The organism is Ottowia pentelensis (genome assembly GCF_964341695.1).
Map to the genome: position 1 here is coordinate 1,653,640 of NZ_OZ224513.1, position 23,220 is coordinate 1,676,859.

General features: G+C 70.0%; 28 protein-coding genes. 9 read left to right on the top strand and 19 right to left on the bottom strand.

What is annotated here, in order from left to right; all coding sequences use genetic code 11:
• Window positions 1–7: 7 nt before the first annotated feature.
• Genes ACWHMB_RS07995 through ACWHMB_RS08010 form a run of 4 tightly spaced genes read right to left on the bottom strand, consistent with a single transcriptional unit; the run spans window position 8 to window position 4,141 of the window.
• Window positions 8–1,102, bottom strand: a complete 1,095-nt coding sequence (locus tag ACWHMB_RS07995; protein WP_377480121.1) for a VWA domain-containing protein — start codon at window positions 1,100–1,102, stop codon at window positions 8–10.
• A 33-nt stretch (window positions 1,103–1,135) separates the two neighbouring features.
• The gene (locus tag ACWHMB_RS08000; protein ID WP_377480117.1) at window positions 1,136–2,152 is read right to left on the bottom strand and encodes a DUF58 domain-containing protein; all 1,017 of its coding nucleotides are present in this window, start codon (window positions 2,150–2,152) and stop codon (window positions 1,136–1,138) included.
• An 8-nt stretch (window positions 2,153–2,160) separates the two neighbouring features.
• Window positions 2,161–3,180 carry an AAA family ATPase gene (locus ACWHMB_RS08005; protein WP_377480114.1) on the bottom strand — a complete coding sequence of 340 codons (1,020 nt, stop codon included), beginning with the start codon at window positions 3,178–3,180 and terminating at the stop codon, window positions 2,161–2,163.
• Between the two features lie 25 nt (window positions 3,181–3,205).
• Window positions 3,206–4,141 (bottom strand): S1C family serine protease, encoded by a 936-nt coding sequence (locus ACWHMB_RS08010; RefSeq protein WP_377480110.1) that lies wholly within the window; start codon window positions 4,139–4,141, stop codon window positions 3,206–3,208.
• 82 nt (window positions 4,142–4,223) lie between these two features.
• Between ACWHMB_RS08010 and ACWHMB_RS08015 the strand changes: the two genes are divergently transcribed.
• Window positions 4,224–4,463 carry a hypothetical protein gene (locus ACWHMB_RS08015; protein WP_377480108.1) on the top strand — a complete coding sequence of 80 codons (240 nt, stop codon included), beginning with the start codon at window positions 4,224–4,226 and terminating at the stop codon, window positions 4,461–4,463.
• A 22-nt stretch (window positions 4,464–4,485) separates the two neighbouring features.
• Window positions 4,486–5,325 (top strand): TatD family hydrolase, encoded by an 840-nt coding sequence (locus ACWHMB_RS08020; RefSeq protein WP_377480105.1) that lies wholly within the window; start codon window positions 4,486–4,488, stop codon window positions 5,323–5,325.
• 4 nt (window positions 5,326–5,329) lie between these two features.
• On the opposite strand, the gene ACWHMB_RS08025 is transcribed toward ACWHMB_RS08020, so the two are convergent.
• The 3 genes from ACWHMB_RS08025 to ACWHMB_RS08035 form a co-directional block, all read right to left on the bottom strand.
• Entirely contained in the window at window positions 5,330–5,734 is a 405-nt protein-coding gene (locus ACWHMB_RS08025) for a phage holin family protein (RefSeq protein WP_293221130.1), read from the bottom strand.
• Window positions 5,735–5,797: 63 nt separating this feature from the next.
• A complete protein-coding gene (locus ACWHMB_RS08030; RefSeq protein ID WP_293221128.1) occupies window positions 5,798–5,938 on the bottom strand; it encodes a hypothetical protein in 141 nt (46 codons plus the stop codon).
• A gap of 136 nt (window positions 5,939–6,074) precedes the next feature.
• Window positions 6,075–6,743, bottom strand: a complete 669-nt coding sequence (locus tag ACWHMB_RS08035) for a hypothetical protein (RefSeq protein ID WP_377480101.1) — start codon at window positions 6,741–6,743, stop codon at window positions 6,075–6,077.
• 260 nt (window positions 6,744–7,003) lie between these two features.
• Here ACWHMB_RS08035 and ACWHMB_RS08040 point away from each other — a divergent pair, with 260 nt between their 5' ends.
• From ACWHMB_RS08040 to ACWHMB_RS08050, 3 genes are read left to right on the top strand one after another with little or no spacing between them, the layout of a single operon-like run.
• Window positions 7,004–7,645 (top strand): ATP-binding cassette domain-containing protein, encoded by a 642-nt coding sequence (locus ACWHMB_RS08040; RefSeq protein WP_377480098.1) that lies wholly within the window; start codon window positions 7,004–7,006, stop codon window positions 7,643–7,645.
• Entirely contained in the window at window positions 7,642–7,812 is a 171-nt protein-coding gene (locus tag ACWHMB_RS08045; protein ID WP_377480095.1) for a hypothetical protein, read from the top strand. The genes ACWHMB_RS08040 and ACWHMB_RS08045 overlap by 4 nt, the downstream gene beginning before the upstream one ends.
• Window positions 7,809–8,522 (top strand): VIT1/CCC1 transporter family protein, encoded by a 714-nt coding sequence (locus ACWHMB_RS08050; protein ID WP_377480093.1) that lies wholly within the window; start codon window positions 7,809–7,811, stop codon window positions 8,520–8,522. Before ACWHMB_RS08045 ends, ACWHMB_RS08050 begins: the two co-directional genes overlap by 4 nt.
• Before the next feature lie 95 nt (window positions 8,523–8,617).
• On the opposite strand, the gene ACWHMB_RS08055 is transcribed toward ACWHMB_RS08050, so the two are convergent.
• The 5 genes from ACWHMB_RS08055 to ACWHMB_RS08075 form a co-directional block, all read right to left on the bottom strand.
• Window positions 8,618–9,175 (bottom strand): restriction endonuclease, encoded by a 558-nt coding sequence (locus ACWHMB_RS08055; RefSeq protein WP_377542597.1) that lies wholly within the window; start codon window positions 9,173–9,175, stop codon window positions 8,618–8,620.
• A 464-nt stretch (window positions 9,176–9,639) separates the two neighbouring features.
• Window positions 9,640–9,816 carry a hypothetical protein gene (locus ACWHMB_RS08060; protein ID WP_377480087.1) on the bottom strand — a complete coding sequence of 59 codons (177 nt, stop codon included), beginning with the start codon at window positions 9,814–9,816 and terminating at the stop codon, window positions 9,640–9,642.
• A 262-nt stretch (window positions 9,817–10,078) separates the two neighbouring features.
• A complete protein-coding gene (locus ACWHMB_RS08065; protein ID WP_377480084.1) occupies window positions 10,079–10,330 on the bottom strand; it encodes a DUF2442 domain-containing protein in 252 nt (83 codons plus the stop codon).
• Window positions 10,323–10,601: a DUF4160 domain-containing protein gene (locus ACWHMB_RS08070; protein ID WP_377480081.1), complete on the bottom strand. Its 279-nt coding sequence runs from the start codon at window positions 10,599–10,601 to the stop codon at window positions 10,323–10,325. Before ACWHMB_RS08070 ends, ACWHMB_RS08065 begins: the two co-directional genes overlap by 8 nt.
• Entirely contained in the window at window positions 10,589–12,412 is a 1,824-nt protein-coding gene (locus ACWHMB_RS08075) for a glutamine--tRNA ligase/YqeY domain fusion protein (RefSeq protein WP_377480078.1), read from the bottom strand. Before ACWHMB_RS08075 ends, ACWHMB_RS08070 begins: the two co-directional genes overlap by 13 nt.
• A gap of 203 nt (window positions 12,413–12,615) precedes the next feature.
• Here ACWHMB_RS08075 and ACWHMB_RS08080 point away from each other — a divergent pair, with 203 nt between their 5' ends.
• Genes ACWHMB_RS08080 through ACWHMB_RS08090 form a run of 3 tightly spaced genes read left to right on the top strand, consistent with a single transcriptional unit; the run spans window position 12,616 to window position 14,779 of the window.
• On the top strand, window positions 12,616–12,957 hold the full coding sequence (locus ACWHMB_RS08080; protein WP_377480075.1) for a hypothetical protein: 342 nt from the start codon (window positions 12,616–12,618) through the stop codon (window positions 12,955–12,957).
• Between the two features lie 43 nt (window positions 12,958–13,000).
• Window positions 13,001–14,089: a chorismate synthase gene (gene aroC, locus ACWHMB_RS08085; protein WP_447648498.1), complete on the top strand. Its 1,089-nt coding sequence runs from the start codon at window positions 13,001–13,003 to the stop codon at window positions 14,087–14,089.
• Window positions 14,090–14,095: 6 nt separating this feature from the next.
• Window positions 14,096–14,779 (top strand): sensor histidine kinase, encoded by a 684-nt coding sequence (locus ACWHMB_RS08090; RefSeq protein ID WP_377480069.1) that lies wholly within the window; start codon window positions 14,096–14,098, stop codon window positions 14,777–14,779.
• On the opposite strand, the gene ACWHMB_RS08095 is transcribed toward ACWHMB_RS08090, so the two are convergent.
• The 5 genes from ACWHMB_RS08095 to ACWHMB_RS08115 form a co-directional block, all read right to left on the bottom strand.
• Entirely contained in the window at window positions 14,754–15,347 is a 594-nt protein-coding gene (locus ACWHMB_RS08095) for a response regulator transcription factor (RefSeq protein WP_377480066.1), read from the bottom strand. The two genes, ACWHMB_RS08090 and ACWHMB_RS08095, sit on opposite strands and share 26 nt — an antisense overlap.
• Before the next feature lie 152 nt (window positions 15,348–15,499).
• Window positions 15,500–16,816, bottom strand: coding sequence for a tryptophan--tRNA ligase (locus ACWHMB_RS08100; RefSeq protein WP_377480064.1), 1,317 nt, complete (start codon window positions 16,814–16,816; stop codon window positions 15,500–15,502).
• Window positions 16,813–17,481: a site-2 protease family protein gene (locus ACWHMB_RS08105; RefSeq protein WP_293220535.1), complete on the bottom strand. Its 669-nt coding sequence runs from the start codon at window positions 17,479–17,481 to the stop codon at window positions 16,813–16,815. The genes ACWHMB_RS08100 and ACWHMB_RS08105 overlap by 4 nt, the downstream gene beginning before the upstream one ends.
• 24 nt (window positions 17,482–17,505) lie before the next feature.
• Entirely contained in the window at window positions 17,506–18,129 is a 624-nt protein-coding gene (locus ACWHMB_RS08110; protein WP_447648499.1) for an L-threonylcarbamoyladenylate synthase, read from the bottom strand.
• Between the two features lie 257 nt (window positions 18,130–18,386).
• Entirely contained in the window at window positions 18,387–19,241 is an 855-nt protein-coding gene (locus ACWHMB_RS08115) for a 3',5'-nucleoside bisphosphate phosphatase (protein WP_377480058.1), read from the bottom strand.
• Between the two features lie 251 nt (window positions 19,242–19,492).
• On the opposite strand from ACWHMB_RS08115, the gene ACWHMB_RS08120 reads away from it, so the two are divergent.
• Window positions 19,493–20,062, top strand: a complete 570-nt coding sequence (locus ACWHMB_RS08120) for a sterol desaturase family protein (RefSeq protein WP_377480055.1) — start codon at window positions 19,493–19,495, stop codon at window positions 20,060–20,062.
• On the opposite strand, the gene ACWHMB_RS08125 is transcribed toward ACWHMB_RS08120, so the two are convergent.
• Window positions 20,056–21,456, bottom strand: a complete 1,401-nt coding sequence (locus tag ACWHMB_RS08125; RefSeq protein WP_377480052.1) for an amidase — start codon at window positions 21,454–21,456, stop codon at window positions 20,056–20,058. The two genes, ACWHMB_RS08120 and ACWHMB_RS08125, sit on opposite strands and share 7 nt — an antisense overlap.
• A gap of 247 nt (window positions 21,457–21,703) precedes the next feature.
• A complete protein-coding gene (locus tag ACWHMB_RS08130; RefSeq protein WP_377480049.1) occupies window positions 21,704–23,197 on the bottom strand; it encodes an ABC transporter substrate-binding protein in 1,494 nt (497 codons plus the stop codon).
• Between the last annotated feature and the right edge of the window lie 23 nt (window positions 23,198–23,220).

Below are 23,220 nucleotides of genomic sequence, written 5' to 3' on the forward strand. Positions count from 1 at the left end.
GAAACCGCTACAGCAGCCGTCCGAACCACCACACCGACAGCCCGCCCGCCAGCAGCACCAGCACCGCGCCGGCCAGGGCGAACAGCGAGGTGACCTCGGTTTCCTTCTTCTCCAGCGTCAGGCGGCTGGACAGGCTCTGATAGACCTTCTTCAGGTCGTGCGCCGTGCCGGCGTAGAAGTAGTCGGCGGCGGTCTTCTGCGCGATGGCTTTCAGCGTGGCCTCGTCCAGGCGCACGCGCATCGACCAGCCCTCGAAGCCGATGATCTCGCCGTCCACCGTGCCGATGCCCACGGTGTAGACCTTCACGCCGCGGTCGGCCGCCATTTGCGCCGCATCGATCGGGTCGACCCCGGTGGTGCGCTGGCCGTCGGTCAGCATGATGATGGCGGCCGACTTGTACGAGCCCGGCGGCACGGGCGCGAAGTCGTCCTGCTTGGGCGACGGCTGGTCGAGCGAGCGGCCCAGGCCGCCCTGCATGCGGTCCAGGCTGAGCTGCTGCAGCTCGATGCCGGCCTTGGGAAACAGCGTGGCCAGCGAGATCACGATGGCGTTGCCGGTGGCCGTGGCGCGCTGCAGCTGAAAGCGGTCGATGGCGGCGATCAAATCCTGCCGGTTCAGCGTCGGCCCCTGCGCCACCTGGGCCGAGCCGGCAAAGGCGACCACCCCCACCTTGATGTCGCGCGGCAGCTCGGCCAGGAAGGTCTTGGCCGCCTCCTGCGCGGCGATCAGGCGGTTGGGCTCGACGTCGGTGGCGCGCATGCTGGCCGACACGTCCATCGCCAGGATGATGGTCTGCTGGTTGGACGGCAGCGTGACCATCGCCACCGGCCGCGCGCTGGCCAGGATGAGCGCGGCCAGCGCCAGCAGCATCAGGACGGGCGGCAGGTGGCGGCGCCAGCCGGGGCCGCGCCCCATGGCCTCGCGCACGATGGCCAGGCTGGCGTAGCGCACGGCGGTCTTGCGCCGGCGGCGCAGCAGCCACAGGTACAGCAGCACCAGCAGCGGCAGCGCCAGCAGCAGCCACAAGAAACTCGGCCACAGAAAACCCGGCTGCGGGATCGCCTCAGGCCATTTCAGGGAGCGGAGCCAGTCGAGATTCATGGGTGCGTCGGATGCGAACTGATTGTGACGCCATCAGGCGCTCTTGCGCAGGTGCGCCGGCAAGCCCCCACCGCTGGCCGCGCGCACGCGCTGGCGGCGCAGCTCGATGAAGCGCACCAGCGCGTCCAGCAGCACGCCGTCGGTGGACAGCTCCAGCGCGTCCACCCCGGCATTGGCAAGCTGGGTGCGCAGCTGCTCTTCGCGCTGCGCCGCGCGCTGCGCGAAGCGGCGGCGAAAGGCGGGGTCGTGCGTGTCCACCAGCAGCTGCTCGCCGCTCTCGGCGTCGTGCAGGGTCAACAGGCCCAGGTCGGGCAGGGCGCGCTCCAGCGGGTCGAGCAGGCGCACGGCCAGCACCTCGTGGCGCATCGCCAGGCGCGCCAGCGGCTGCTCCCAGCCCGGCTCGCTGATGAAGTCCGACACCACGAACACGCTGGAGCGCCGGTGGATGAGATGCCCCGCCGCCTGCAGCAGCTCGGCCAGGCGCGTGGTGGCGGGCGCCGCGTCGCCGGGGCGCGCGGGGCGGTGGGTGACGGCGTGCAGCAACTGCAGCACGTGGGCGCGGCTGCTGCGCGCGGGGATCACCTGCTCGACGCCGGCGCCATAAAGCAGCGCGCCCACGCGGTTGCCGTGGCGCGTCAGCAGGCGCGCCAGCACGGCCACGAACTCGGCCAGCAGCTGGCGCTTGCTTTGCGCGCCCGAGCCGAAGTCGACCGAGCCGCTCAAGTCCAGCAGCAGCCAGGCGCTCATCTCGCGGTCTTCGGTGAACACGCGCACGTGGGGCGTGTCCAGCCGGGCGGTGACGTTCCAGTCGATGTGGCGCACGTCGTCGTGCAGCTGGTATTCGCGCAGGTCGGCCAGGTCCAGCCCGGTGCCGCGCATCAGGGTGCGGTAGTGGCCTTGCAGCAGGCCGTCCAGGCGTTTGAGCACCGTCCATTCCAGCCGGCGCAGCAGATGATCGGCGTCCGGCGCGGTGGGCGCGCCGGCCAGCGGCGGGCGCGCGTTGGGCACGGCATGCGGCCGGGGCGGACGGGGGCGCAGCCAGTTTTTCATGGACAGGCTCAGGCCGCGCGACGTTCATGCGCCAGCGGCTTGGCCGGCGGCGGCACGTGGTCCATCACGCGGCGCACCAGTTCGTCGGCCGACAGGTTGTCGGACAGCGCCTGGTACGACAGCACCACGCGGTGGCGCAGCACGTCGGGCGCCAGGTCGCTCATGTCCTCGGGCAGGGCGTAGCCGCGCCCGCGCATCAGCGCCAGCGCGCGCGCGCCCTCGATCAGGCCGATGGTGGCGCGCGGGCTGGCGCCGTAGGTGATCAGCGGCGCCAGCTCGGCCAGCCCGGCGGCGGCCGGCGCGCGCGTGGCCGACACCAGGCGCACCGCGTACTGCACCAGCGAGGGGTCGACGTAGACCTCGCGGCATTCGCGCTGCAGCTGCACCAGCTGCTCCATGCTGGCCACCGGCTGCACGTCGATGCGCGGGCCAGTCACGCGCTGGGCGATGACGAACTCCTCCTCGTCGCTGGGGTAGTCCACCAGCACCTTCATCAGGAAGCGGTCGACCTGCGCCTCGGGCAGCGGGTAGGTGCCCTCGGTCTCGATCGGGTTTTGCGTGGCCATCACCAGGAAGGGCTCGGGCACGAAGTGCGTCTGCCCGGCAATGGTGACCTGGCGCTCCTGCATCACCTCCAGCAGCGCGCTCTGCACCTTGGCCGGCGCGCGGTTGATCTCGTCGGCCAGCAGCAGGTGGGTGAACACCGGCCCCAGCGCGGTGCTGAACTCGCCGCTCTTCTGGTTGTAGATGCGCGTGCCGATCAGGTCGGCCGGCACCAGGTCGGGCGTGAACTGGATGCGCTTGAACTGGCCGTGCAGCACGCCGGCCAGGGTCTTGATGGTGAGCGTCTTGGCCAGGCCCGGCACGCCTTCCACCAGCAGGTGGCCGCCGGCCAGCAGGGCCACCATCACGCGCTCCAGGAAGCGGTCCTGGCCCACCACCACGCGCTTGACCTCGTAGAGGATCTTCTGCATGCGCTCGGCGGTTTCGGTTTTGGGCGAAAAGCGCTGGTCGTCGGCTTGGGTCATGCGCGAAGTGCTCCTGAAATGAGAGTCAGAACGGAATCTGCCCGGCGCCGGCGGCGGCGTTCTCGATCGGCACGGCAAAGCCGATGCCGATGAAGGTGCGCGCCGAGCTGGGGTTGAGGATGGCGGTGACGATGCCCACCACCTGGCCGTCCATGGTGATGAGCGGCCCGCCCGAGTTGCCGGGGTTGGCGGCGGCGTCGAACTGGATCAGGTTGCTCATGATCTGCCCGCCCTCGGGCGAGCGAAACGCGCGCCCCAGGCCCGACACCACGCCGGACGACACCGAGGGCCCGATGCCGAACGGAAAGCCGATGGCCACCACCTCGTCGCCCGGTTGCAGGTCGCCCGTGCTGCGCATGGTGGCGGCCTGCAGGTCGTCGGGCAGCTTGCTGGCGCGCAGCACCGCCATGTCGTTGTCGGGCTGCACGTTGACGATGCCGGCCGGGCTCTCGGTGCCGTCGGCAAAGGTCACGGTGATTTTCTCGGCCTCCTGCACCACGTGCAGGTTGGTCAGGATGGTGCCGTTGTCGCGGATCACCACGCCGGTGCCGATGCCGCGCCCCAGCTCGACCTGGCCCTTCTTGTTCTTCTTGCCTTCGATGATGCCCTCCACCCGCACCACCGAGGGCGCCACCGTGGCGGCCGCGCGCGCGGCCTGCGAGGGCAGCACCTTGGTGGCGGCCGTGTGCAGCACGGCGGCGTCGATGTCCTTTTGCGTCAGCGCGCGCGGCGCCGGCGCGCGCCCCGGCCCCAGCGCCAGCGCGCCGCCCAGCGCCAGCGCGACGATGGCGGCCCACAGCGCGCCCGGGTGGCGCCAGCCGGCGGCCCAGCGGCGGCGCCAGGCCGATGGCTGGCGCACCGGCGGCGTGACCGGCGGTGCGGTCGGGTTCGGCTCGGGCGCTGCGGCAGTCGTCGGCGCGGCCGATGAGGACGATTGGCTGTAGAGCGCGGTGCGGCGCATGGTCTCACCCCGGACATCGAAAGGGCAATGGCTGCACGGTAGCATGGTTTGCCCACCGTGTGGGTGTGAATGGGTCAATGACATGCAAGACGAGACGAGCGCCGCCGACGCCGCGCCCTGGCGCCTGGACTGGACGCAGGCGCCGCAGGGCTGGAACTGGGCCGCGCAGGACGGCGACGGCCGCTGGTATTGGTACCGCACGCGGCCGCAGCCGGGCTTTGCCGGCCGCGTGTGGCGCGCCAATTCGCGCAGCCAGCAGCTGGCGGGGCAGGGCGCGCCCAACGCCGACTGGCACCTGACGCTGTGCCAGCGCGGCGCGTAGCGGCCTGGGCTAAGCTCGCCCCATGGCCCGCTGGATCGACACCCACTGCCACCTGGATGCACCGGAGTTTGCGCCCGATGCGCCCGCCGTGCGTGCGCGGGCCGCTCATGAAAACGTAGCGCTGTGCGTGATCCCGGCGGTCGAGGCGCCGGCCTTCGAGGGCGCGCGCGCGCTGGCGCACCAGCTGGGCGACGCCTATGCGCTGGGCATTCATCCGATGTACGTGGCGCGCGCGGCCGACGACGCGCTGGCGCAGCTGGACGCCGCGCTGGCCCGCCACGCCGCCGACCCGCGCCTGGTGGCCGTGGGCGAGATCGGGCTGGACTACTTCGTGCCCGAGCTGGCCGCGCCCGGCCCGCTGCGCGCGCGGCAGGAGCGCTTTTATCGCGAGCAGCTCAAGCTGGCGCGCCGCCACGGCCTGCCGGTGATCCTGCACGTGCGCCGCTCGGTCGACGCCATCCTGCAGGGCCTGCGCGACATCGAGGTGGCCGGTGGCATCGCCCACGCCTTCAACGGCAGCCGCCAGCAGGCCGAGCTGCTGCTGCAAAGGGGCTTCAAGCTGGGCTTTGGCGGCGCGCTCACCTACGAGCGCGCCACGCGCCTGCGCGCGCTGGCCGAGGCCTTGCCCGCGCACGCCATCGTGATGGAAACCGACGCGCCGGACATCCCGCCGCAGTGGCTGTACGCGCCCGCCGGGCAGCGCGCCGAGGGCGCCGCCAGCGGCCGCAACGAGCCCGGCGAGCTGCCGCGCATCGCCGCCGAACTGGCGCGCCTGCGCGCCGTGCCGCTCGAGGCCTGGGCCGCGCAGACCACGGCCAACGCCTGCGCGGCGCTGCCGCGGTTGGCGGCGTTGCTGGGCTGAGGCTTCAGATCCAGCCGTCCGGCCCCGGGCTGGTCTGGATGGTGAATTCGGGCGTGCCGCCGAGCACGAAGGTGCCCAGCACCAGGCTCAGCAGCGACATGAAGATGCTGGCCCAGAACGCCGTCCAGAAGCCGTTTAGCTGAAACCCGCGCACCAGCTTGGCCACCAGCATCAGCACCAGCGCGTTGATGACCAGCAGGAAGAGGCCGAAGGTGACCAGCGTCAGCGGCAAGGTCAGCGCCACCAGCAGCGGCCGCACCACGGCGTTGGCCAGCCCCAGCAGCAGGGCGGCCACGATCAGCGCGCTGGCACCGTCGAAGCGCAGGCCCTTGAAGACGTGGCTGGCCACCCACAGGCCGAACGCCGTGATGGCCCAGTGCAGCAGAAAAGGGGTGAGGTTGGCAAGCATGCTCAGGCAGAGGGTGTGGCAGGGCTGCAGGGGTTGATGTCGGATGCAGCGGGGTGCGCCACTTTACTGCTTGTTTTTCATCTTTCCCTTCGGCAGCACCGCCGTGGTGGGCGGCTGCGGGCGGTCGGAGGGGACGTCGGTCCTGGAGGGCGACGTGTCCTTCTTCGGCTTTTTCACCATTTTTTCTCGGCGCTGTTCACCCATGTCGGCTCCTCGTGTGCCGTGGCACAAAGCCGCGATGTTAGCCGGGTCGCGGCCCGCCCGGGTTCGTCATGGGCCGGCCAGCCCGCACGGCAGCGAAGCCGTGAGGGCTGGCCTCATGCACGGCCGCTGATGTGGTTCAGTGGCTCATCGCCAGCATGCCGGCCATCTTGCCGCCCAGCGCCGCGCCCGACAGCAGGATCGACACGCTCACCGCCAGCATGGCCACCAGGTTCAGCGTCGTCGCGTCCAGGCCGATCAAGGCCAGGATGCCCAGCACGATCGCGGCCACGCCGATCAGCATCTGCACGCCTTCGCTGCCGGCCACGGCACGGCGCGTACGGGTGCCGCGCGCCGACGCGGGGGCGCCGTCATCCAGCCGGTTCAGGCGCGCGGTGGCGCCGCTTTCCAGCACCAAGCCCACGCCCAGCACGATGGCGGTGACCGACATCAGCACGCCGGCATCCAGGCCGATCAGGCTCAGGATGCCCAGCACCAGCGCAGCGCCGCCGGCCAGCGCCTGGGCGCCGATGCCGCCCTCGAACTCCATCTTGTCGCGTCGGCCCATGGCCTCGCGCGCGACCACATCGGACGCGCCGTTGGCCAGCACGCCGGCCTGCGCCAGCAGCGCCAGACCGATCACGATGGCGGCAATCGCCAGCATGTGCTGGGGCGCGACATGGGCCAGGCCGAGGATGGCGAGCACGGCCGCCGCGGCGCCGCCGACGGCTTCGATGCCCGAGCCGGTCAGGGTGGACTTGACCAGCTTGCGTGCATCGGTTTGCGAGGTTTCAAGCAGGGTGGTCATAGTGAAGCTCCTTTTCGTATGAACAGGGCTTGCGGCACCATTTCCGGCGGCATGGACGGGCCCCAGCGGCCTTGGCCGCCCGGAGCGTGTTCACTTCGGGTTGCAACCCAGCGGGCCACGACCGGCCGCTTGAATCCGGCTGCATGGCCCGGTGGATGGGCGCGAGCGCCGCCCGAAATGTCGTCAACAGGCTCTGCCCTGTTGGACAGCCGCGCAAGGACTTGGTTCCGGCACCCGCGCCGGCCGCGACAATCGGCCTCATGACCTCTGTTGCCCCGCACGCGCCCTTGCAGGTGAACGCCCTCACGATCGAATCGGCCGCCGGCGCCCGCATCACCGGCTTCAACGCCGCCTTCGCCCCCGGCCTGACGCTCGTTGTCGACGAAGAGGGCGAGCACAAGAGCGCGCTGCTGCACCTGCTGGCCGGCGAGGCGGCGCCAGCCGCGGGCGCGGTGCGCTGGAGCGGCATCGACGTCGCGGCGCTGAGTGCGGCCCAGCGCGCGGCGCGCATCTTCTGGCGCGACCCGCGCGAGCCGTGGCCGGAGGTGTCGCCCGAGCAATGGGCGCGGCAGCAGGCCGCGCGCCACCCCGGCTGGCGCGGCGCCGACTGGCAGGCGCTGGTGCCGGCGCTGGGCCTGGACGAACATCGACACAAGGAGATGTTTCGCCTGTCCAGCGGCGGCAGGCGCAAGGTGCTGCTGGCCGCGGCGCTGGCCAGCGCCGCGCCGCTGACGCTGATCGACGAGCCCGAGGCCGCCCTCGACCGCCCCTCGATCCGCCAGCTGCGCGCGGCGCTGGCGGCCGAGGCGCCGCGCTGCCAGGCCAGCGGGCGCGTGATCGTGGTGGCCCACTACGAGGCCGTGCCCGACGTGCCCTGGGCGCAGGTGCTGCGCCTGGCGTGAGCACCGCCTTGCCGCGCGGTGATTTAAGCAAAATCGGCCTGCAGCCGGCGCGAATCAAGCGCGAGAAGCTATCGAAAACAAAGCATTCATCGATCGACGGCGGCCATCGCCCGCGCGCGCCGCGACAGGCCACAATGGCGGCCGTCCCTCTTCAGGCCCTTGCATGACCCGACCCCACCACGACCCGCACCGCGAATCCCACAACGCCCACAACGCCGGCTGGCTGCGCGCCGCCGTGCTGGGCGCCAACGACGGGCTGCTGTCCACCAGCGGCCTGGTGGTCGGCATGGCGGCCGCCGGCACCGACCTGCGCGTGCTGCTGCTGACGGCCACGGCAGGGCTGACGGCCGGCGCGTTCTCGATGGCGGCGGGCGAATACGTCTCCGTCAGCTCGCAGGCCGACGTCGAGCAGGCCGACCGCGCCGTCGAGGCGCGCGAGCTGGCCGACCAGCCCGAGCAGGAGCTGCGCGAGCTGACCGGCATCTACCGCCGGCGCGGCCTGTCGCCCGAGCTGGCGGCGCAGGTGGCGCACGAGCTGACCGCGCACAACGCGCTGGACGCCCACCTGCGCGACGAACTGGGCATCACCGCCCACAACGAGGCGCGCCCGCTGCAGGCCGCGCTGGCCTCGGCCGGCTCCTTCGTCGTCGGCGCGCTGCCGCCGGTGCTGATCGTGCTGCTGTACCAGGGCGCGGGCCTGACGTCGCTGTTGATCGGCGCCACGCTGGCGCTGCTGGCCGCACTGGGCGCCGTGGCCGCCAAGCTGGGCGGCGCGCCCATGGGCAAGGGCGCCGCGCGCGTGCTGTTCTGGGGCGCGATCGCCATGGGCGCCTCGGCGCTGATCGGGCAGCTGTTCGGGACCGGGGCGGTGGGGTGATGGCTTGGCCCGGCCTATGAGTCGAATCGGGCTCTGGCGCCCGCCTGGAAAGCGCGAGCAGCTATCAAAACAAGAGAATTTGCCAGAGGCCGGTGTTAGACTGGCAAGCCGCTGGCGGCGGCCTTGGTCATGGGCAGGGCGGTTTTGCAGCGCGGGTAGTTCACGCAGCCCCAGAAGCGCTCGCCGGTTTTGCGCGAGGCTCGATCGGACATCTTGACGCCGCAACTCGGGCAGGTCGGGCGCCAGTATTCGCCGTCGAACGCCGTCGCCAACAGCGCGGCCTGCTGCTCGGGCGTGCGCGCAGCGATCAGTGCCAGCAGCCCGTCGCCATCTTGCCCGTTGATGCCGTTGGCGCGCGTAAACGCCAGCGCGTCGGCGGTGAAGCGCGAGGTGGTGGCGTAGGTGCCGCGCTTCAGGTCGTGCGAGGCCATCACGCCGAAGAACTCGCGCATGGCTGACACCGATACCGGCTTGCCCTGCCAGTGCTTGCACTGCACCACGCCCACTGGCGCGCCGCCCGCGTGGCGCGAATGCAGCCACACGTCCACGCCACCGTCGGCGCCATGCGATTGCGCCCGCGTCTCGAAGCCGGCCTGGGCGAACAGTTGCTCCACCACCGCCTCGAAGCGGCGCCATTCGATGGCGGCGAACACCTCGGGGCTCCAGTGCGTTAGGCGTTCATGGGCGAGAGTTGCAGAAATAAAGGGTGTTGCGGGCGGTTGAGGTGCAAAGCTGGGTTCCACGCGCTCTTCGCCGATTGTCCGAATTGGATGCATAGCGGGAGAGCCGTAGGTCGTGCTTGGTTCAACTTTCGCTCGGCTGCTAGACGCCGGGCGCGCCTTGGCAACTTGCTTGGTCGCGTTCAATTTAAGAAACAGCATGTGCAACGCGATGGCCAAAGCACCCAGTCCCAACATGATCCAGCCAGGGGTTCGGAGCCCCGTCCCGAGCGCGCTTGCCACCACGCTTGACCCGAGCATGGTCGGCACCAACAGCATCCCGAGGCCCATGGCGATCAATGTCAAACCGATGGAGAGCGGGGATTCTTTCGTTCGGCGTCGTCGCATGAAGGGAAAGAAAAATCTGGAAGACTCCGCTTGGAGATGGCTTCTGACGTTCAGTGTTTGGGTTGATGTGTGGCCTTGTCGCGCGGCGCGGCCTCGCGTGCTTTCGGCACAGCTTTCCCGAAGGCATCCGCAATGCGCTGAGCGCGCGCGGCCGATTGTTTGAGCGCGGCGTTGAGTTGGCGGGCGGGCGGAATCAACGGGGCGGGTTTGGGCGGAATCGTTGCCATGTCTCGGGTTCCTTGACGGTCAGTTTATCGCCCTGCCGATCGGCCACGTGAGCGGTTTGCCGCGCCATCGCCTGCTGCCCTATCCGCACGAAGGTGGAGCAGTCCTCCACCCACTTCAGGCGTTCGTAGGGTGTGAGTTTTGCGAATTCACGCAGACGCTCGTCGCTGACGCGGCAGCGCCGCTCGCCACGGTCGATTTGAGGCGGGAAGGGCGGCGAAGGGGCGATCGGTTGAGACCGCATGGCTGGCGTGGCACTCTTGCTCACGTGGTTTGCTCGACCTCGGACAGTTCTTTCAGACGTGCGGCCGGCAGTTCCAGGCCGTTGGGCCAGCACAGTCCGCCGGCCTCGATGAAGCAGCGGGCAAAGTAAGCCGGGTCACGCAACGCCTCCAGCAAGGGGCCGCTGCGTGTGGCCAGGTAGGCGGCCCCATTGAAAACGCCTTGCGTGCCGTCGCTGAAGCTCAGTTCCAGCTGATGCGAGGCCAGTGGTTTGGCGTTCAACAACTTAATCACGATCGGCTCCTTGAATGCGGTCCAGCGGCTCGAAGCGCTGAGCCTTGTGCCAATTGTTCATCAGTTCGCCCTGGTGCACCAAGCACCATTCCTTGACGATCGCCGCCACCTTGCGGGGCAGCGTGCCTTGGCTGATTTCACCGGTCTGGATGACGACCAGCGCCTCGAAGCCCTGGTATTCGACGTGGATGTGGGGCGGCGGGTGGTCGTCGTGCCACATGCGCACGACGATGCCGAAGAAGATGGCAATGGTCGGCACTACTTCCCCCACGAATCCTTCAACCCCGCAATGCGGTTGAACACCAGCTTGGCGCCCGCCTGGTGCTCGCGCCGATCGGCGACAAAGAAGCCGTGGCGCTCGAACTGGAAGCGGTCTTCGGGCTGGGCGGTGGCCAGGGACGGCTCGACCACGGCTTGCACGGTCTGCAGGCTGTGGGGGTTGAGCACGCTGAGAAAGTCGCGGCCGCCGGCGTCGGGCTGTTCTTCGGTGAACAGGCGGTCGTAGAGGTTGACGGTGGCGCTCACGCCGTCGGCCACGCCGACCCAGGTGATGACGCCCTTGACCTTGACGCTGTCGGCGCCGGGGGTGCCGGATTTAGTGTCTTTTATCAGGTTGGCCCGCACCACGCTTGCGCGGCCAGCTTCGTCTTTTGTAGCGCCCAGGCACTCGATGACGTAGCCGTATTTGAGGCGTACCTTGTTGCCAGGGAACAGGCGGAAGAAGCCCTTGGGCGGCGTCTCTTCGTAGTCGCTGCGTTCGATCCACACCTCCTTGCCCAGCATGAATGGACGCTGGCCCAGCTCCGGGTGGTGCGGGTGCACGGGGGCGTGGCAGGGCTCCAGGTGCGCGTCGCTGCCGAACACCTCGGCCCAGTTCTCGATGACGAGCTTGACGGGCTCCAGCACGGCCATGGCGCGCGGGGCGTGCGGGTCCAGCGTCTCGCGCAGGGCGGCGTCGAGGGCGGCGTAGTCGGTCCAGGCGTTGCTGGTCTTGGTGACGCCCGAGCGCTCGGCAAACAGGCGCAACGCCTCGGGCGTGTAGCCGCGGCGGCGCAGGCCGGCCAGGGTGGGCATGCGCGGGTCGTCCCAGCCGCTCACGTGGCGCTCTTCGACCAACTGGCGCAGCTTGCGCTTGCTGGTGATGACGTGGCCGACGTTCAGGCGCGCAAATTCGTACTGGCGCGGGGGCGGGGCGACCAGCAGGCCGCCTTCGGTCAAGCGCTCCAGCAGCCAGTCGTAGAAGGGGCGCTGGTCTTCGAATTCGAGCGTGCAGATGCTGTGGGTGATCTGCTCCAGCGCGTCCTCGATGGGGTGCGCGTAGGTGTACATGGGGTAGATGCACCAGGTGTCGCCCGTGCGGTGGTGCGTGGCGCGGCGGATGCGGTAGAGCGTGGGGTCGCGCAGGTTGATGTTGGGGCTGGCCATGTCGATCCTGGCGCGCAGCACCATGGCGCCGTCGGGGTGCTGGCCGGCGCGCATTTCGCGAAAGCGCGCCAGGTTCTCGGCCGGCGGGCGGGCGCGGAAGGGGCTGTCGGTGCCGGGCGTGCCGAAGTCGCCGCGGCCGGCGCGCATCTGCTCGGGCGTCTGCTCGTCGACGTAGGCGTGGCCGGCCTCGATCAAATACTCGGCCGCGCGGTACATGAAATCGAAGTCGTCGCTGGCGAAGTATTCGTGCGGCTGCGGCACGCCGGGCTGCGCGGGGTTGTCGGCAAAGGCGTGGCTCCAGCCCAGCCAGTGCACCATCTCGCGGATGGAGTCGACGTATTCCTGCTCTTCCTTCTCGGGGTTGGTGTCGTCGAAGCGCAGGTGGCACACGCCGCCGTAGTCCTGCGCCAGGCTGAAGTTGAGCCAGATGCTCTTGGCGTGGCCGATGTGCAGGTAGCCGTTGGGCTCGGGCGGAAAGCGGGTGCGGATTTTGGCCGGGTCGGGCGCGCCGGCCTGGTGGTGCGGGCCGTCGCCGGGGCCGCCGCCCCAGCGGCGGCTGGCGTAGCTGCCTTTTTCCAGGTCGTGCTCGATGGCCTGGCGGATGAAATGACTGGGCTTGGCGGCCTCGGCCGGCGCTGCCGTTTTGGGGTTTGACATGCTTGGATTCTAGGTGGCCGGGGTGCCTGCAGCGGCTGTCAAGTCCCCGCGTGTGCGATCATGGCGGCGCTGCGCGTGGTCTTTCGGGTTACGCGTCGATACGGGTTTCACGTCCGCTAAGTGCTCGGCAGGGCCCATTGGCGCGTTTAATCGAGACACGGCTGCCGATCGTGCAGTCAGATGTCCATTCAATGGAGAAAATCATGAAATCCATGCAAGCTCTGGCCGCTGTCGGCACCCTGGTCATCGGCGCGCTCGGCTTTGCCGGCACGGCGCAGGCGCGCGACAACGTGTTCTGGTCGGTCGGCGTGGGCGCGCCCGGCGTGGCTGTGGGTGTGGGCAACGTGCCGCCGGTGGTCTATGCACCGCCGCCGGTTTACGTCGCGCCGCAGCCGGTCTATGTGCAGCCGCGCCCGGTCTACATGGCGCCGCCGCCGGCCTACTATGCGCCGCCGGTGGTCTATCGCCCGGCGCCGGTGTACTACGGCCCGCCCGGCCACTACAAGCACCGCAAGTGGCGCAAGCACCATCGCGACTGGGACTGAGCTCCTGCTGAGGCTGCCGGGCGCTCTGGAATAATCGGGCGTCATGAGCGGCAACACCCTCGGCAACCTGTTTGCCGTCACCAATTTCGGCGAATCGCACGGGCCGGCCATCGGCTGCGTGATCGATGGCTGCCCGCCGGGCATGGCCTTGTCCGAGGCCGACATCCAGCCCGAGCTGGACCGGCGCCGCCCGGGCACCAGCAAGTTCGTCACCCAGCGGCAGGAGGCCGACCAGGTCGAGATCCTGTCGGGCGTGTACCAGGGCCGCACCACCGGCACGCCGATCGCGCTGCTGATCCGCAACACCGATCAGCGCAGCAAGGACTACGGCGACATCGCCCAGCGCTTTCGCCCCGGTCATGCCGACTACACCTACTGGCGCAAGTACGGCCTGCGCGACCCGCGCGGCGGCGGGCGCTCGTTGGCGCGGCTGACGGCGCCCACGGTGGCGGCCGGCGCGGTGGCGCGCAAGTGGCTGCGCGAAAAATACGGCACCACCTTTCGCGGCTGCATGACCCAGGTGGGCGAGTTGGCCATCGGCTTCGAGAACTGGCAGCACGTCGATCAAAACCCCTTCTTCGCTCCGATAGCCGACGTGTCGGCCATCGAAAACTACATGGGCGCGCTGCGCAAGGCGGGCGACTCGTGCGGCGCGCGCCTGCGCGTGACGGCACAGCACATGCCCGTGGGCCTGGGCGAGCCCATCTACGACCGGCTGGACGCCGACATCGCCCACGCGCTGATGGGGCTGAACGCCGTCAAGGGCGTGGAAATCGGCGACGGCTTTGCCAGCGTGGCGCACAAGGGCAGCACGCACGGTGATTCGCTGCGGGCCGACCCGTGCGGCAGCTTTGCCAGCAACCACGACGGCGGCGTACTGGGCGGCATCAGCACCGGGCAGGACCTGGAGGTGGCCATCGCCATCAAGCCCACCAGCTCGATCCTGGTGCCGCGCGCCTCGATCGACGAAACCGGCGCGCCGGTCGAGCTGATCACCAAGGGCCGGCACGACCCCTGCGTCGGCATTCGCGCCACGCCGATTGCCGAGGCGCTGCTGGTGCTGGTGGTGATGGAGCACGCGCTGCGCTGGCGCGCGCAGTGCGCCGACGTGCCGGTGCCCAACGGTTTTTGAACGCCGGTGGCCGCGCCCGACCTGAGCCACCCCGACGAGGCCCGGCAACTGGCCGCCGTGGCCCACGATTTGCGCCAGCCGCTGGACGCGCTGGCCATCTACCTCGAGCTGCTGGCGCAAGACCCGGCGCAGGCGCCCGAGCTGGCGCCGCGCATGGCGCGCGCCATTGCGCTGGCGCAGGGCCTGGCGCAGTCGCTGCAGGACTTTGCCGCCGGGCGCGAGCAAGGCGCAACGCCGGTGCGCGCCGACATCCACATCCCCACGCTGCTGGCCGAGCTGGCGGCGGTCTATGAGCCGCTGGCGCGCCGCCAGGGCCTGCGCTGGCGCGTGCACGGCATCGAGGCGACCCTCAACACCGACCCCACCTGGCTGCGCCGCATGCTGGGCAACCTGCTGGCCAATGCCCTGCGCTACACCGCGCAGGGCGGCGTGCTGCTGGCGGTGCGCCGGCGCGCGGCGGGCATCGCCTTCGAGGTGTGGGACACCGGGCGCGGCCTGGCGGCAGCCGACCGGCAGCGCATCTTCGAGCCCTTTGTCCGCCTGACGTCGGCGGGTGAGGGCGCCGGCCTGGGCCTGGCCGTGGTGCGCGAGGGCGCGCAGCGCCTGGGCTGCGAGGTCACGCTGCGCTCGCGCTCGGGGCGCGGCAGCGTGTTCGCGCTGGTTTTCAGTAGGTCGTCAGCAGGCCGTTGACGCGGGCGTAGTGCAGCGTCTGCGTGCGGCTCTTGACGCCCAGGCGGCGGAACAGCCGCCACAGGTGCACCTTGACGGTGTGCTCGCTGATGCCCAGGCGCTCGGCGATGTCGCGGTTGGACAGGCCCTCGTCCAGCATCAGCAGCAACTGCTTTTGGCGCTTGGACAGGCGGGTGACGTCGTCCAGCCCGCCCATTTCGCTGTCGCCCTGCAGCATCAGGCGCAGGGTGTTGACGATCTCGGCCGCGCCGGCGGATTTTTCGATGTAGACGTCGGCGCCGGCCTCGCGGCACCATTCCTCGACGTCGCTGGCCGCCGTGGCCGAGATCACCGCCAGCGGCACGCCGGGGTATTGGCTGGACACCAGGCGCACGCCCGAGAGGCCCAGGGTGTCGGGCAGTTTCAGGTCCAGGCAGAACAGCTCGGGCTGGCCACGCGTGGCGACGGCCGCTTCGAGTTCGGACAACTGGCTCAGCTCCACCAGCTCGGTGCCCGGACGCAGGCGACGCAGCAGCATGACGATGGCCTCGCGCATCAGCGGGTGGTCGTCAATCACGTAGATGGCCAAAATCGATCTCCCCGGTTGGTTTGATTGGATTATTGGCCGGAAAGTGGTGCTTGTTACACCAAAATGCTTAAGACGCTGTTGACAACATCAGAATTCGGTACAAGTTCACGAAAACCGGGGGCGCGGCCGCCATTTTCGGGCCCGCGCCACCTTCACGCCTGGCTGGCGTCCAGCAGCTGCTGCAGTGCCTGCTGGAGCGCCGGCGCGGCGGGGTCGGGCGAGGTCTGCAGCCGCGGCGCCAGGGCTGGCAAGGCCGCGACGCCTTCGCTCTGCAGGCGCTTGACGGCTTGGCCAGCCTCGCGCGGCGACTCGAAACCCTGGCTTTGCAGCAGCACGGCGCCGTGCGCGTCGGTCAGCTTGAAGTAAAAGCGCCCGTCGGCTTCGCGGTATTGCTTGAAGCTGGGCAGTGCGGCGCGCGCCGTGGCCTGGTCGCCCTGGGCTCGATCGGGCTGCGCGGTCAGCGCGCGCAGGCCGACGGCTTGGCGCAGGGTCTGCATGAAGGGCGTGGCCAGGGCGCGTGCCTTGCGGGCGCCGGCCTGCAGGATGGCCTCGACTTCCTCGGGGTGCGCCATCAGGTGCTCGTAGCGCGCGCGCATGGGGCCGATCTCGCGCTCGATGCGCTCGAACAGCTGCTGCTTGGCGTCGGCCCAGCCGATGCCGCCCTTGAAGGCCTGCGCGAACGCGGCGGCCTCGGCGTCGTCGGCAAAGGCGCGATAGATGGCGTACAGCGCCGAGCCCTCGGTGTCCTTGGGCTCGCCGGGCGCGCGCGAGTCGGTCACGATGGACATGATCTGCTTGCGCAGCTGCTCGCGCGGGCCGAACAGGGCAATGGTGTTGTCGTAGCTCTTGCTCATCTTGCGCCCGTCCAGGCCGGGCAGCAGGGCCACGTTGTCGTCGATCAGCGCCGCCGGCGGCACCAGGTGCTCACCGTACAGGTGGTTGAAGCTGGCGGCCATGTCGCGCGCCATCTCGATGTGCTGGATCTGGTCACGCCCCACCGGCACCTGGTGGGCGTTGAACATCAGGATGTCGGCGCCCATCAGCACCGGGTACATGTACAGGCCCGCGGTCACGCCATCGTCGGGCTCGGCGCCCGCCGCCTGGTTCTTGTCCAGCATGGCCTTGTAGGCGTGGGCGCGGTTGAGCAGGCCCTTGCCGGTGACGCAGGTGAGCAGCCAGGTCAGCTCGGGGATCTCGGGGATGTCGGACTGGCGGTAGAAGGTGATGTGCTCGGGGTCGAGCCCGGCGGCCAGCCAGCTGGCGGCGATCTCCAGCGTGCTGCGCTGCACGCGCGCCGGCTCCTGGCACTTGATGAGCGCGTGGTAGTCGGCCAGGAAGTAGAAGCTTTGCACGCCCGGCTGGCGGCTGGCGCGCACCGAGGCGCGGATCGAGCCGACGTAGTTGCCCAGGTGCGGCGTGCCGCTGGTGGTGATGCCGGTGAGAACGCGGCGCGAGGCAGGAACATTCATGACAGCAAAAGCTTGAGCGGCGTGAGCACCGCATCGAGAAAGGCAAAGGTGAGCTGCATCAGCGGGCGCATCCACAGGTTGCTGATGACGCCGGCGACGATCAGCGCCATGACGATGAAAAAGCCCCAGGGCTCGATGCGGCTGACGGCCATGGCCTGGCGCGCCGGCAGCAGGCCGACCAGCACGCGCCCGCCGTCCAGCGGGGGCAGGGGAAACAGGTTGAAGACGAACATCACCACGTTGACCAGCACGCCGCCGCGGCACATCTCGATGAAGAAGCGCTCGTCCACGCCGGCGGCGATCAGCACATACAGCAGGATGCCCCAGCCCAGCGCCATCAGCAGGTTGGACACGGGGCCGGCCAGCGCCACCCAGATCATGTCGCGCTTGGGGTTGCGCAGCTGGCCGAAGTTGACCGGCACCGGCTTGGCGTAGCCGAAGATGAAGGCGCCGCTGGTCATCACATACAGCGCCAGCGGCATGACGATGGTGCCGATGGGGTCGATGTGCTTGAGCGGGTTGAGCGTGACGCGCCCCAGGAAGGACGCGGTGCCGTCGCCGAAATGGCGCGCCACGTAGCCATGGGCCGCCTCGTGCACGGTGATCGAAAAGAGCACCGGCAGGGCGTAGGTGGCGATGGTCTGGATGATGTCGTTGAAGTCCACGGCGCGGATTGTCTCAGAGCCGGTTCACAGGCCCAGGCGCGCCGGGTCGCCCCGGCCGCGGCGCAGCAGCGCGGGCGCGTCGCCGCTCAGGTCCACCACGGTGGTGGGCACGCCGGGGCAGGCGCCGGCGTCGATCACGCCGGCCACCTGCTTTTCCAGCTCGTCGCGGATCTCGTGCGCGTCGTTCAGCGGCTCGTCCTGGCCGGGCAGGATCAGCGTGGTGGCCAGCAGCGGCGCGTGGTGCAGCTCGATCAGGCCCTGCATCACCGGGTGGGCCGACACGCGCAAGCCGATGGTCTTGCGCTGCGGGTGGCTGACGCGCCGCGGCACTTCCTTGCTGGCTTCCAGGATGAAGGTGAAAGGCCCCGGCGTGCCCAGCTTGAGCAGGCGGTACTGCGCGTTGTCGACCCGCGCGTAGGCCGCCAGCTCGCCCAGGTCGCGGCAGATCAGCGACAGGAGCTGCTTGTCGTCCAGCTGGCGGATGCGGCGCAGCGCGTCGGCGGCGGTCTTGTCATCGAGGTGGCACACCAGCGCATAGCACGAGTCGGTGGGCACCGCCAGCACGCCGCCGCCGTGCAGCAGCTCGGCCGCCTGCTCGAGCAGGCGCGGCTGCGGGTTGTCGGGGTGGACCGTGAACAGTTGGGCCATGACGGACTGGATGAACTATTGAAACGATAGCTGCTTGCGCCCGTTCGACGGGCGCTGCAGGCGAATTTTGCCTGGATTTTGATTTTTCACGGCGCTGCGCGCTCTTCGCGGTGCGTCAAACGCCAAGAGGCCCATGGCCGCGGAGCAGGCCGTGCCAGCGGTCGCCGTGGCCGGGGTTTCCCCGGCCAATGGCGACGCCCCCTGGAGGGGGGAGGCGAAACATCGCGCAGCGAGTGGAGCAACGGGGGTGGTTCATTTCAGTGGATGCGATCAGCCAGCAGCGACCACACGGGCGTGAGGTCGGCCGGCAGCGGCGGCAGGCGGCCCAGGTCGATGTGGCTCTCGTCGGGGCTGTGAAAGTCGCTGCCGCGCGAGGCGAGCAGCTCGAACTCGCGCGCCAGCTCGGCGTAGCGCAGCGCCTCGGCCGCCGTGTGGCTGCCGGTGACCACCTCGACCCCCTGGCCGCCGTGCTGCTTGAACTCGGAAAACAGCGCGTACTCCTCGGTCGGGCTGAAGTGGTAGCGCGCCGGGTGCGCCACCACGGCCACGCCGCCGGCTTGCGTGATCCAGCGCACGGCGTCGCCCAGCCTGGCCCAACGGTGCGGCACGAAGCCGGGCCTGCCCTCGGTCAGGTACTTGCGAAACACTTCCTGCGTGTCGCGGCAGACGCCGGCGTCGACCAGAAAGCGCGCGAAGTGCGTGCGCGAGATCAGCGCCGGGTTGCCGACGTACTTGAGCGCGCCCTCGTAGGCGCCGGGGATGCCGGCCTGGGCCAGCTGCGCCGCCATCTCGCGCGCGCGCGGCCCGCGCCCGTCGCGCGTGTCGGCCAGGCCCTGCACCAGCTGCGCGTCGGTGGGGTCGAAGCCCAGGCCGACGATGTGCACCGTGGTGTCGGCAAAGGTGACCGAGATCTCGACCCCGCTCAGGTAGTCCAGCCCCTGCGCCTTGGCCGCCGCCAGCGCGCGCTGCTGGCCGCCGACCTCGTCGTGGTCGGTCAGCGCCCACAGGTCGACGCCGCCGCCCTTGGCGCGCTCGGCCAGGACTTCGGGCGTCAGTGTGCCGTCGGAGACGACGGAGTGGCAGTGCAGGTCGGGGTTGGTGTAAGCGTTCACCGAGCCATTTTACGAAGCGCCTCGTTCGTATGCCGATGTTGCGGGGATGGCCGGCGGCGCGGCGCGCCAAGGACGCGACGGCTATACTTTTTATTGACCTGCACCGGCGGCCGCGCGTCGAATCCTGACGGCGGTCAAGACCGGTGCCAACAACAAGGGGCTTGGCCATGGTGCGCAGACCCGAATCGCCGGCAAAACACAAGCGTGGCGCCGGCTTGGCCCGCTGGGCCCTGGCGCCGTTTCAAGGGCTGATGCGCCCCTTGGCGCAACTGTCGACCACGCGCCTGAACCTGCGCCTGGGCCTCAGCGCCGACAGCCTGACCGCCGCCGTGCTGATCCTGGCGGCCATCGCCGACGGCGGCCTGCGCTGGCCGTGGGCGCTGCTGACGGTGGCGCTGGGGCTGTGGGTGTTCAGCTTCATCGAATACGCCGCCCACCGCTGGCTGTTTCACGGCCGCCACACCGGGCCGTTCAAGCGCGGGCACGGCCATCACCACCTCGACCCGCTGGGCTACGACGCGCTGCCGTTCTTCTTGCCGCCGCTGTTCATGGGCGCGCTGGCGGGCCTGTTCGCGCTGGTGCTGCCGGTCGACTACGCGCTGCTGCTGGCGGGCGTGGTGGCGGCCGGTTACGCGGCCTACGGCATCAGCCACGTGCTGATTCACGTGCACCACTTCAAGAGCCCGCGGCTGCAGCGCTGGGTGGCGTTTCACGACGAGCACCACCGGCACGCCGACAAGAATTTCGGCGTGACCAGCAGCCTGTGGGACGTGATCCTGGGCACGCGCTACCAGCCGAAAGCCCGGCCGGCGTCTCACTGAGGCCGCGGCCAGGGGCGCTGCGCGCCGCGCAGCTGCTCGAAGGCGCGCGCCACCTTCAGCACCCCCACGTCGTCGAAGCGGCGCCCGGCGATCTGCAGGCCGATGGGCAGGCCGCCGGCCGAATGGCCGCAGTTGATCGAGGCGGCCGGCTGCTCGCTCATGTTCCAGGGCACGGTAAAGGCAATGTGTTCCAGCGGGCGCAGCGGGTCGTTGGTGGGCGAGGGGTCTTCGGCGGGCGCGGGCAGGTTGGGTGAGACGGGCGAGATGACGTAGTCGAACGGCGCGCTGGCGGCCACGGTGGCCACGCGCGTGGCGTGCGTCTGCGCATAGGCCCTGAAGACGTGCGGGCCGTCGAAGGCGGCGGCGCTTTCGGCCCACTGGCGGATGTAGGGCAGCAGCCGCTCGCGCTGCGCGGGCGCCAGCGCCTGCAGGTCGATGCACGAGCGCATGCGCCAGAAGTGGTCCAGCCCGTCGAGCATTTCGCGCGTGAAGAAGGGGCGCATGGGCGTGACGTGGGCGCCGGCGGCCTCGAACAGCCGCGCCGCGGCCTGCACGGCGGCGCTGATTTCGGGCGCCACCGGCAGGCCGCAGCCGGGCTCCAGCAGCAGGCCGACGCGCAGGCCCCGCAGGTGCTCGACGGGCGTGCCGGCCACGCCGGCCCAGTCCAGCGCCTGCACGGGCAGGCTCATGCTGTCGCGCGCGTCGGGTTGGGCCAGCACCTGCAGCATCAGGGCGGCGTCGCTCACGCTGCGCGTCATGGGGCCGGCGGCGCGGCCCATGTAGGGCGGATCGATGGGCACGCGGCCCAGGCTGGGCTTGAGCGTGAAGATGCCGCACCAGCTGGCCGGCAGGCGCAGCGAACCGCCGATGTCGGTGCCCACGTGCAACGGGCCGTAGCCGGCGGCGGCCGCGGCGCCCGCGCCGGCGCTGCTGCCGCCGGGGGTGCGGCTCAAGTCCCAGGGGTTGCGCGCCAGACGGTGAAAGCTGGACAGGCCCGAGGACAGCATGCCCCAGTCGGGCATGGTGGTCTTGCTGAGCAGCACCAGGCCAGCCTCGCGCAGGCGGGCGGCGGGTGGGGCATCTTGCGCGGCCAGCGGCGCCGACGAGGCCGCCGAGCCGGCGGGCATGGGGTCGCCCGCGGTGGCGATGTTTTCCTTCAGCGTGCCGGGCACGCCGTCCAGCGGGCCACAGGGCGCGCCGCGCTGCCAGCGCGCGCTGCTGGCGCGCGCCTGCTGCAGCGCCTGCTCGGGCCGGTACAGGTAGGTGGCCTGCAGGCGCGGCTCCCAGCGCTCGATGTGGGCGATGAGGGCCTGGCAGACCTCCAGCGGGGAGAAGGCGCGGCGGGCGTAGCCGGCCAGCAGATCTTGGGCGCTCAGTTCATGCAGTTCGGGCATGGTGGCGAGTCTTCAAGGAAAAAGAGCCGCTGGCGCCCGTCGGACAAGCGCCGGCAGCTACTGAACAAGGAGCTTTCAAAGACGCTGTTGCATCGTCAGCCGCGCACCCAACCCAAAGAGTCGGAGGGCCGCGGAGCAGGCCGCGCCAGCGATCGCCGTGGCCGGGGTTTCCCCGGTCACTGGCGATGCCCCCGGAAGGGGGGAGGCGCAACAACGCGAAGCGTGTGGAGACTGGGGGTGATTCACATCAAGACCAGCTGAGTGCCGACAGGTCGTTGACGAAGATCGGCATGTCCTTCCACAGCCCGTGCACGCGCTTGTTGGCCACCGTCACCCACTGCGGGGCGTACAGCCAAGCCAGCACGGCGTCCTGCGCCAGCAGGGTTTGCGCCTCGCCCAGCAGCTTGTTGCGCTCGGCTTCGGTGGGGCTGTTCTTGATGCGCGCAAACAGCTCGTCGAACTTGGGGTTGTGGTAGCCCCAGTAGTAGCCCGGCTTGGCGAAGTTGCCCAGGTCGAACGGCTCGACGTGGCTGATGATGGTCAGGTCGTAGTTGTGCGCGCCGCCGTAGACGTTGGCCAGCCACTGCGCCCATTCGACGTTCTGCACCTTGCAGGTGATGCCGATCTTGGCCAGCTCGGAGACGATGACCTCGCCGCCCTGGCGCGCGTAAGGTGGCGGCGGCAGCACCAGCGACAGCTCCAGCGGGGTGGTGATGCCGGCCTCCTTCAGCAGTGCCTTGGCCTTCTCGGGGTCGTAGGGGTTGATGCCGGTGGTGTCGATGTAGCCGGGCGCGCTGGGCACGTAGTGGCTGCCGATGGGCACGCCCAGGCCGTCGCCGGCGCCGGCGATGACGGCCTTGCGGTCGATGGCCATGCTGATGGCGCGGCGCACGCGCACGTCGTTCAGGGGCTTCTTGGCGTTGTTCATCGCCAGGATGGTCTTGGCGCGCGAGCCGCAGATCAGCGTCTGCAGGCGCGGGTCGCGCCTGAACTGCGCCAGGCCCCGCGGCGTGACGCGCGGGAAGGCGTCGATGTCGCCCGACAGCACGGCGGCCACCTGCGCGGCCGGGTCGCTGATGAAGCGGAAGGTGGCACGCTTGATCTTGATGGCGCCGGCGTTGCGATAGCCCGGCCAGGCCTTGAGCGTGATGGACGAGCCCTTGGCCCAGCTGTCGAGCAGGTAGGGGCCGGTGCCGGTGGGCTTGGCGTTGTTGCCCTCGGCGCTCTTGGGCTCGACGATGGACGCCGTGGCCTGGCCCAGGTAGAACAGGAAGTCGGGGTCGGGCTCCTTGTTGATGACGACCACGGTGTGCTCGTCCACCGCGCTCACGCTGTCCATGGCGGTGAAGGTGCGCTTGTCCTTGTTGGTGCTTTTTTCGCCCGCCGCGCGCTCGAAGCTGAACTTGACGGTCTGCGCGTTGAAGGGCTCGCCGTTGCTGAATTTGACGCCCTTGCGCAGGTAGAAGGTGATGGTGCGCAGGTCGGGCGAGACCTCCCAGCGCTCGGCCAGCAGCGGGGTGACGCTGCCGTCGGCGTTGATCTTGGTGAGCGTCTCGAAGACGTTGTCCTGCACCACTTCGGCGATGGCGGCGGCGGCGCCGGTGGTCGGGTCCAGGCCCGGCGGCTCCAGCGCCATGCCCAGCACCATGCTGCTCTTGCCCGACTGCGCCAGCGCGGGCAGCTGGGCCGCGGCGGCCAGGGTGGGCAGCGACAGGGCGAAGTGGCGGCGTTTCATGGGCATGGGTCTCCTCGGTTGAAAGCGGT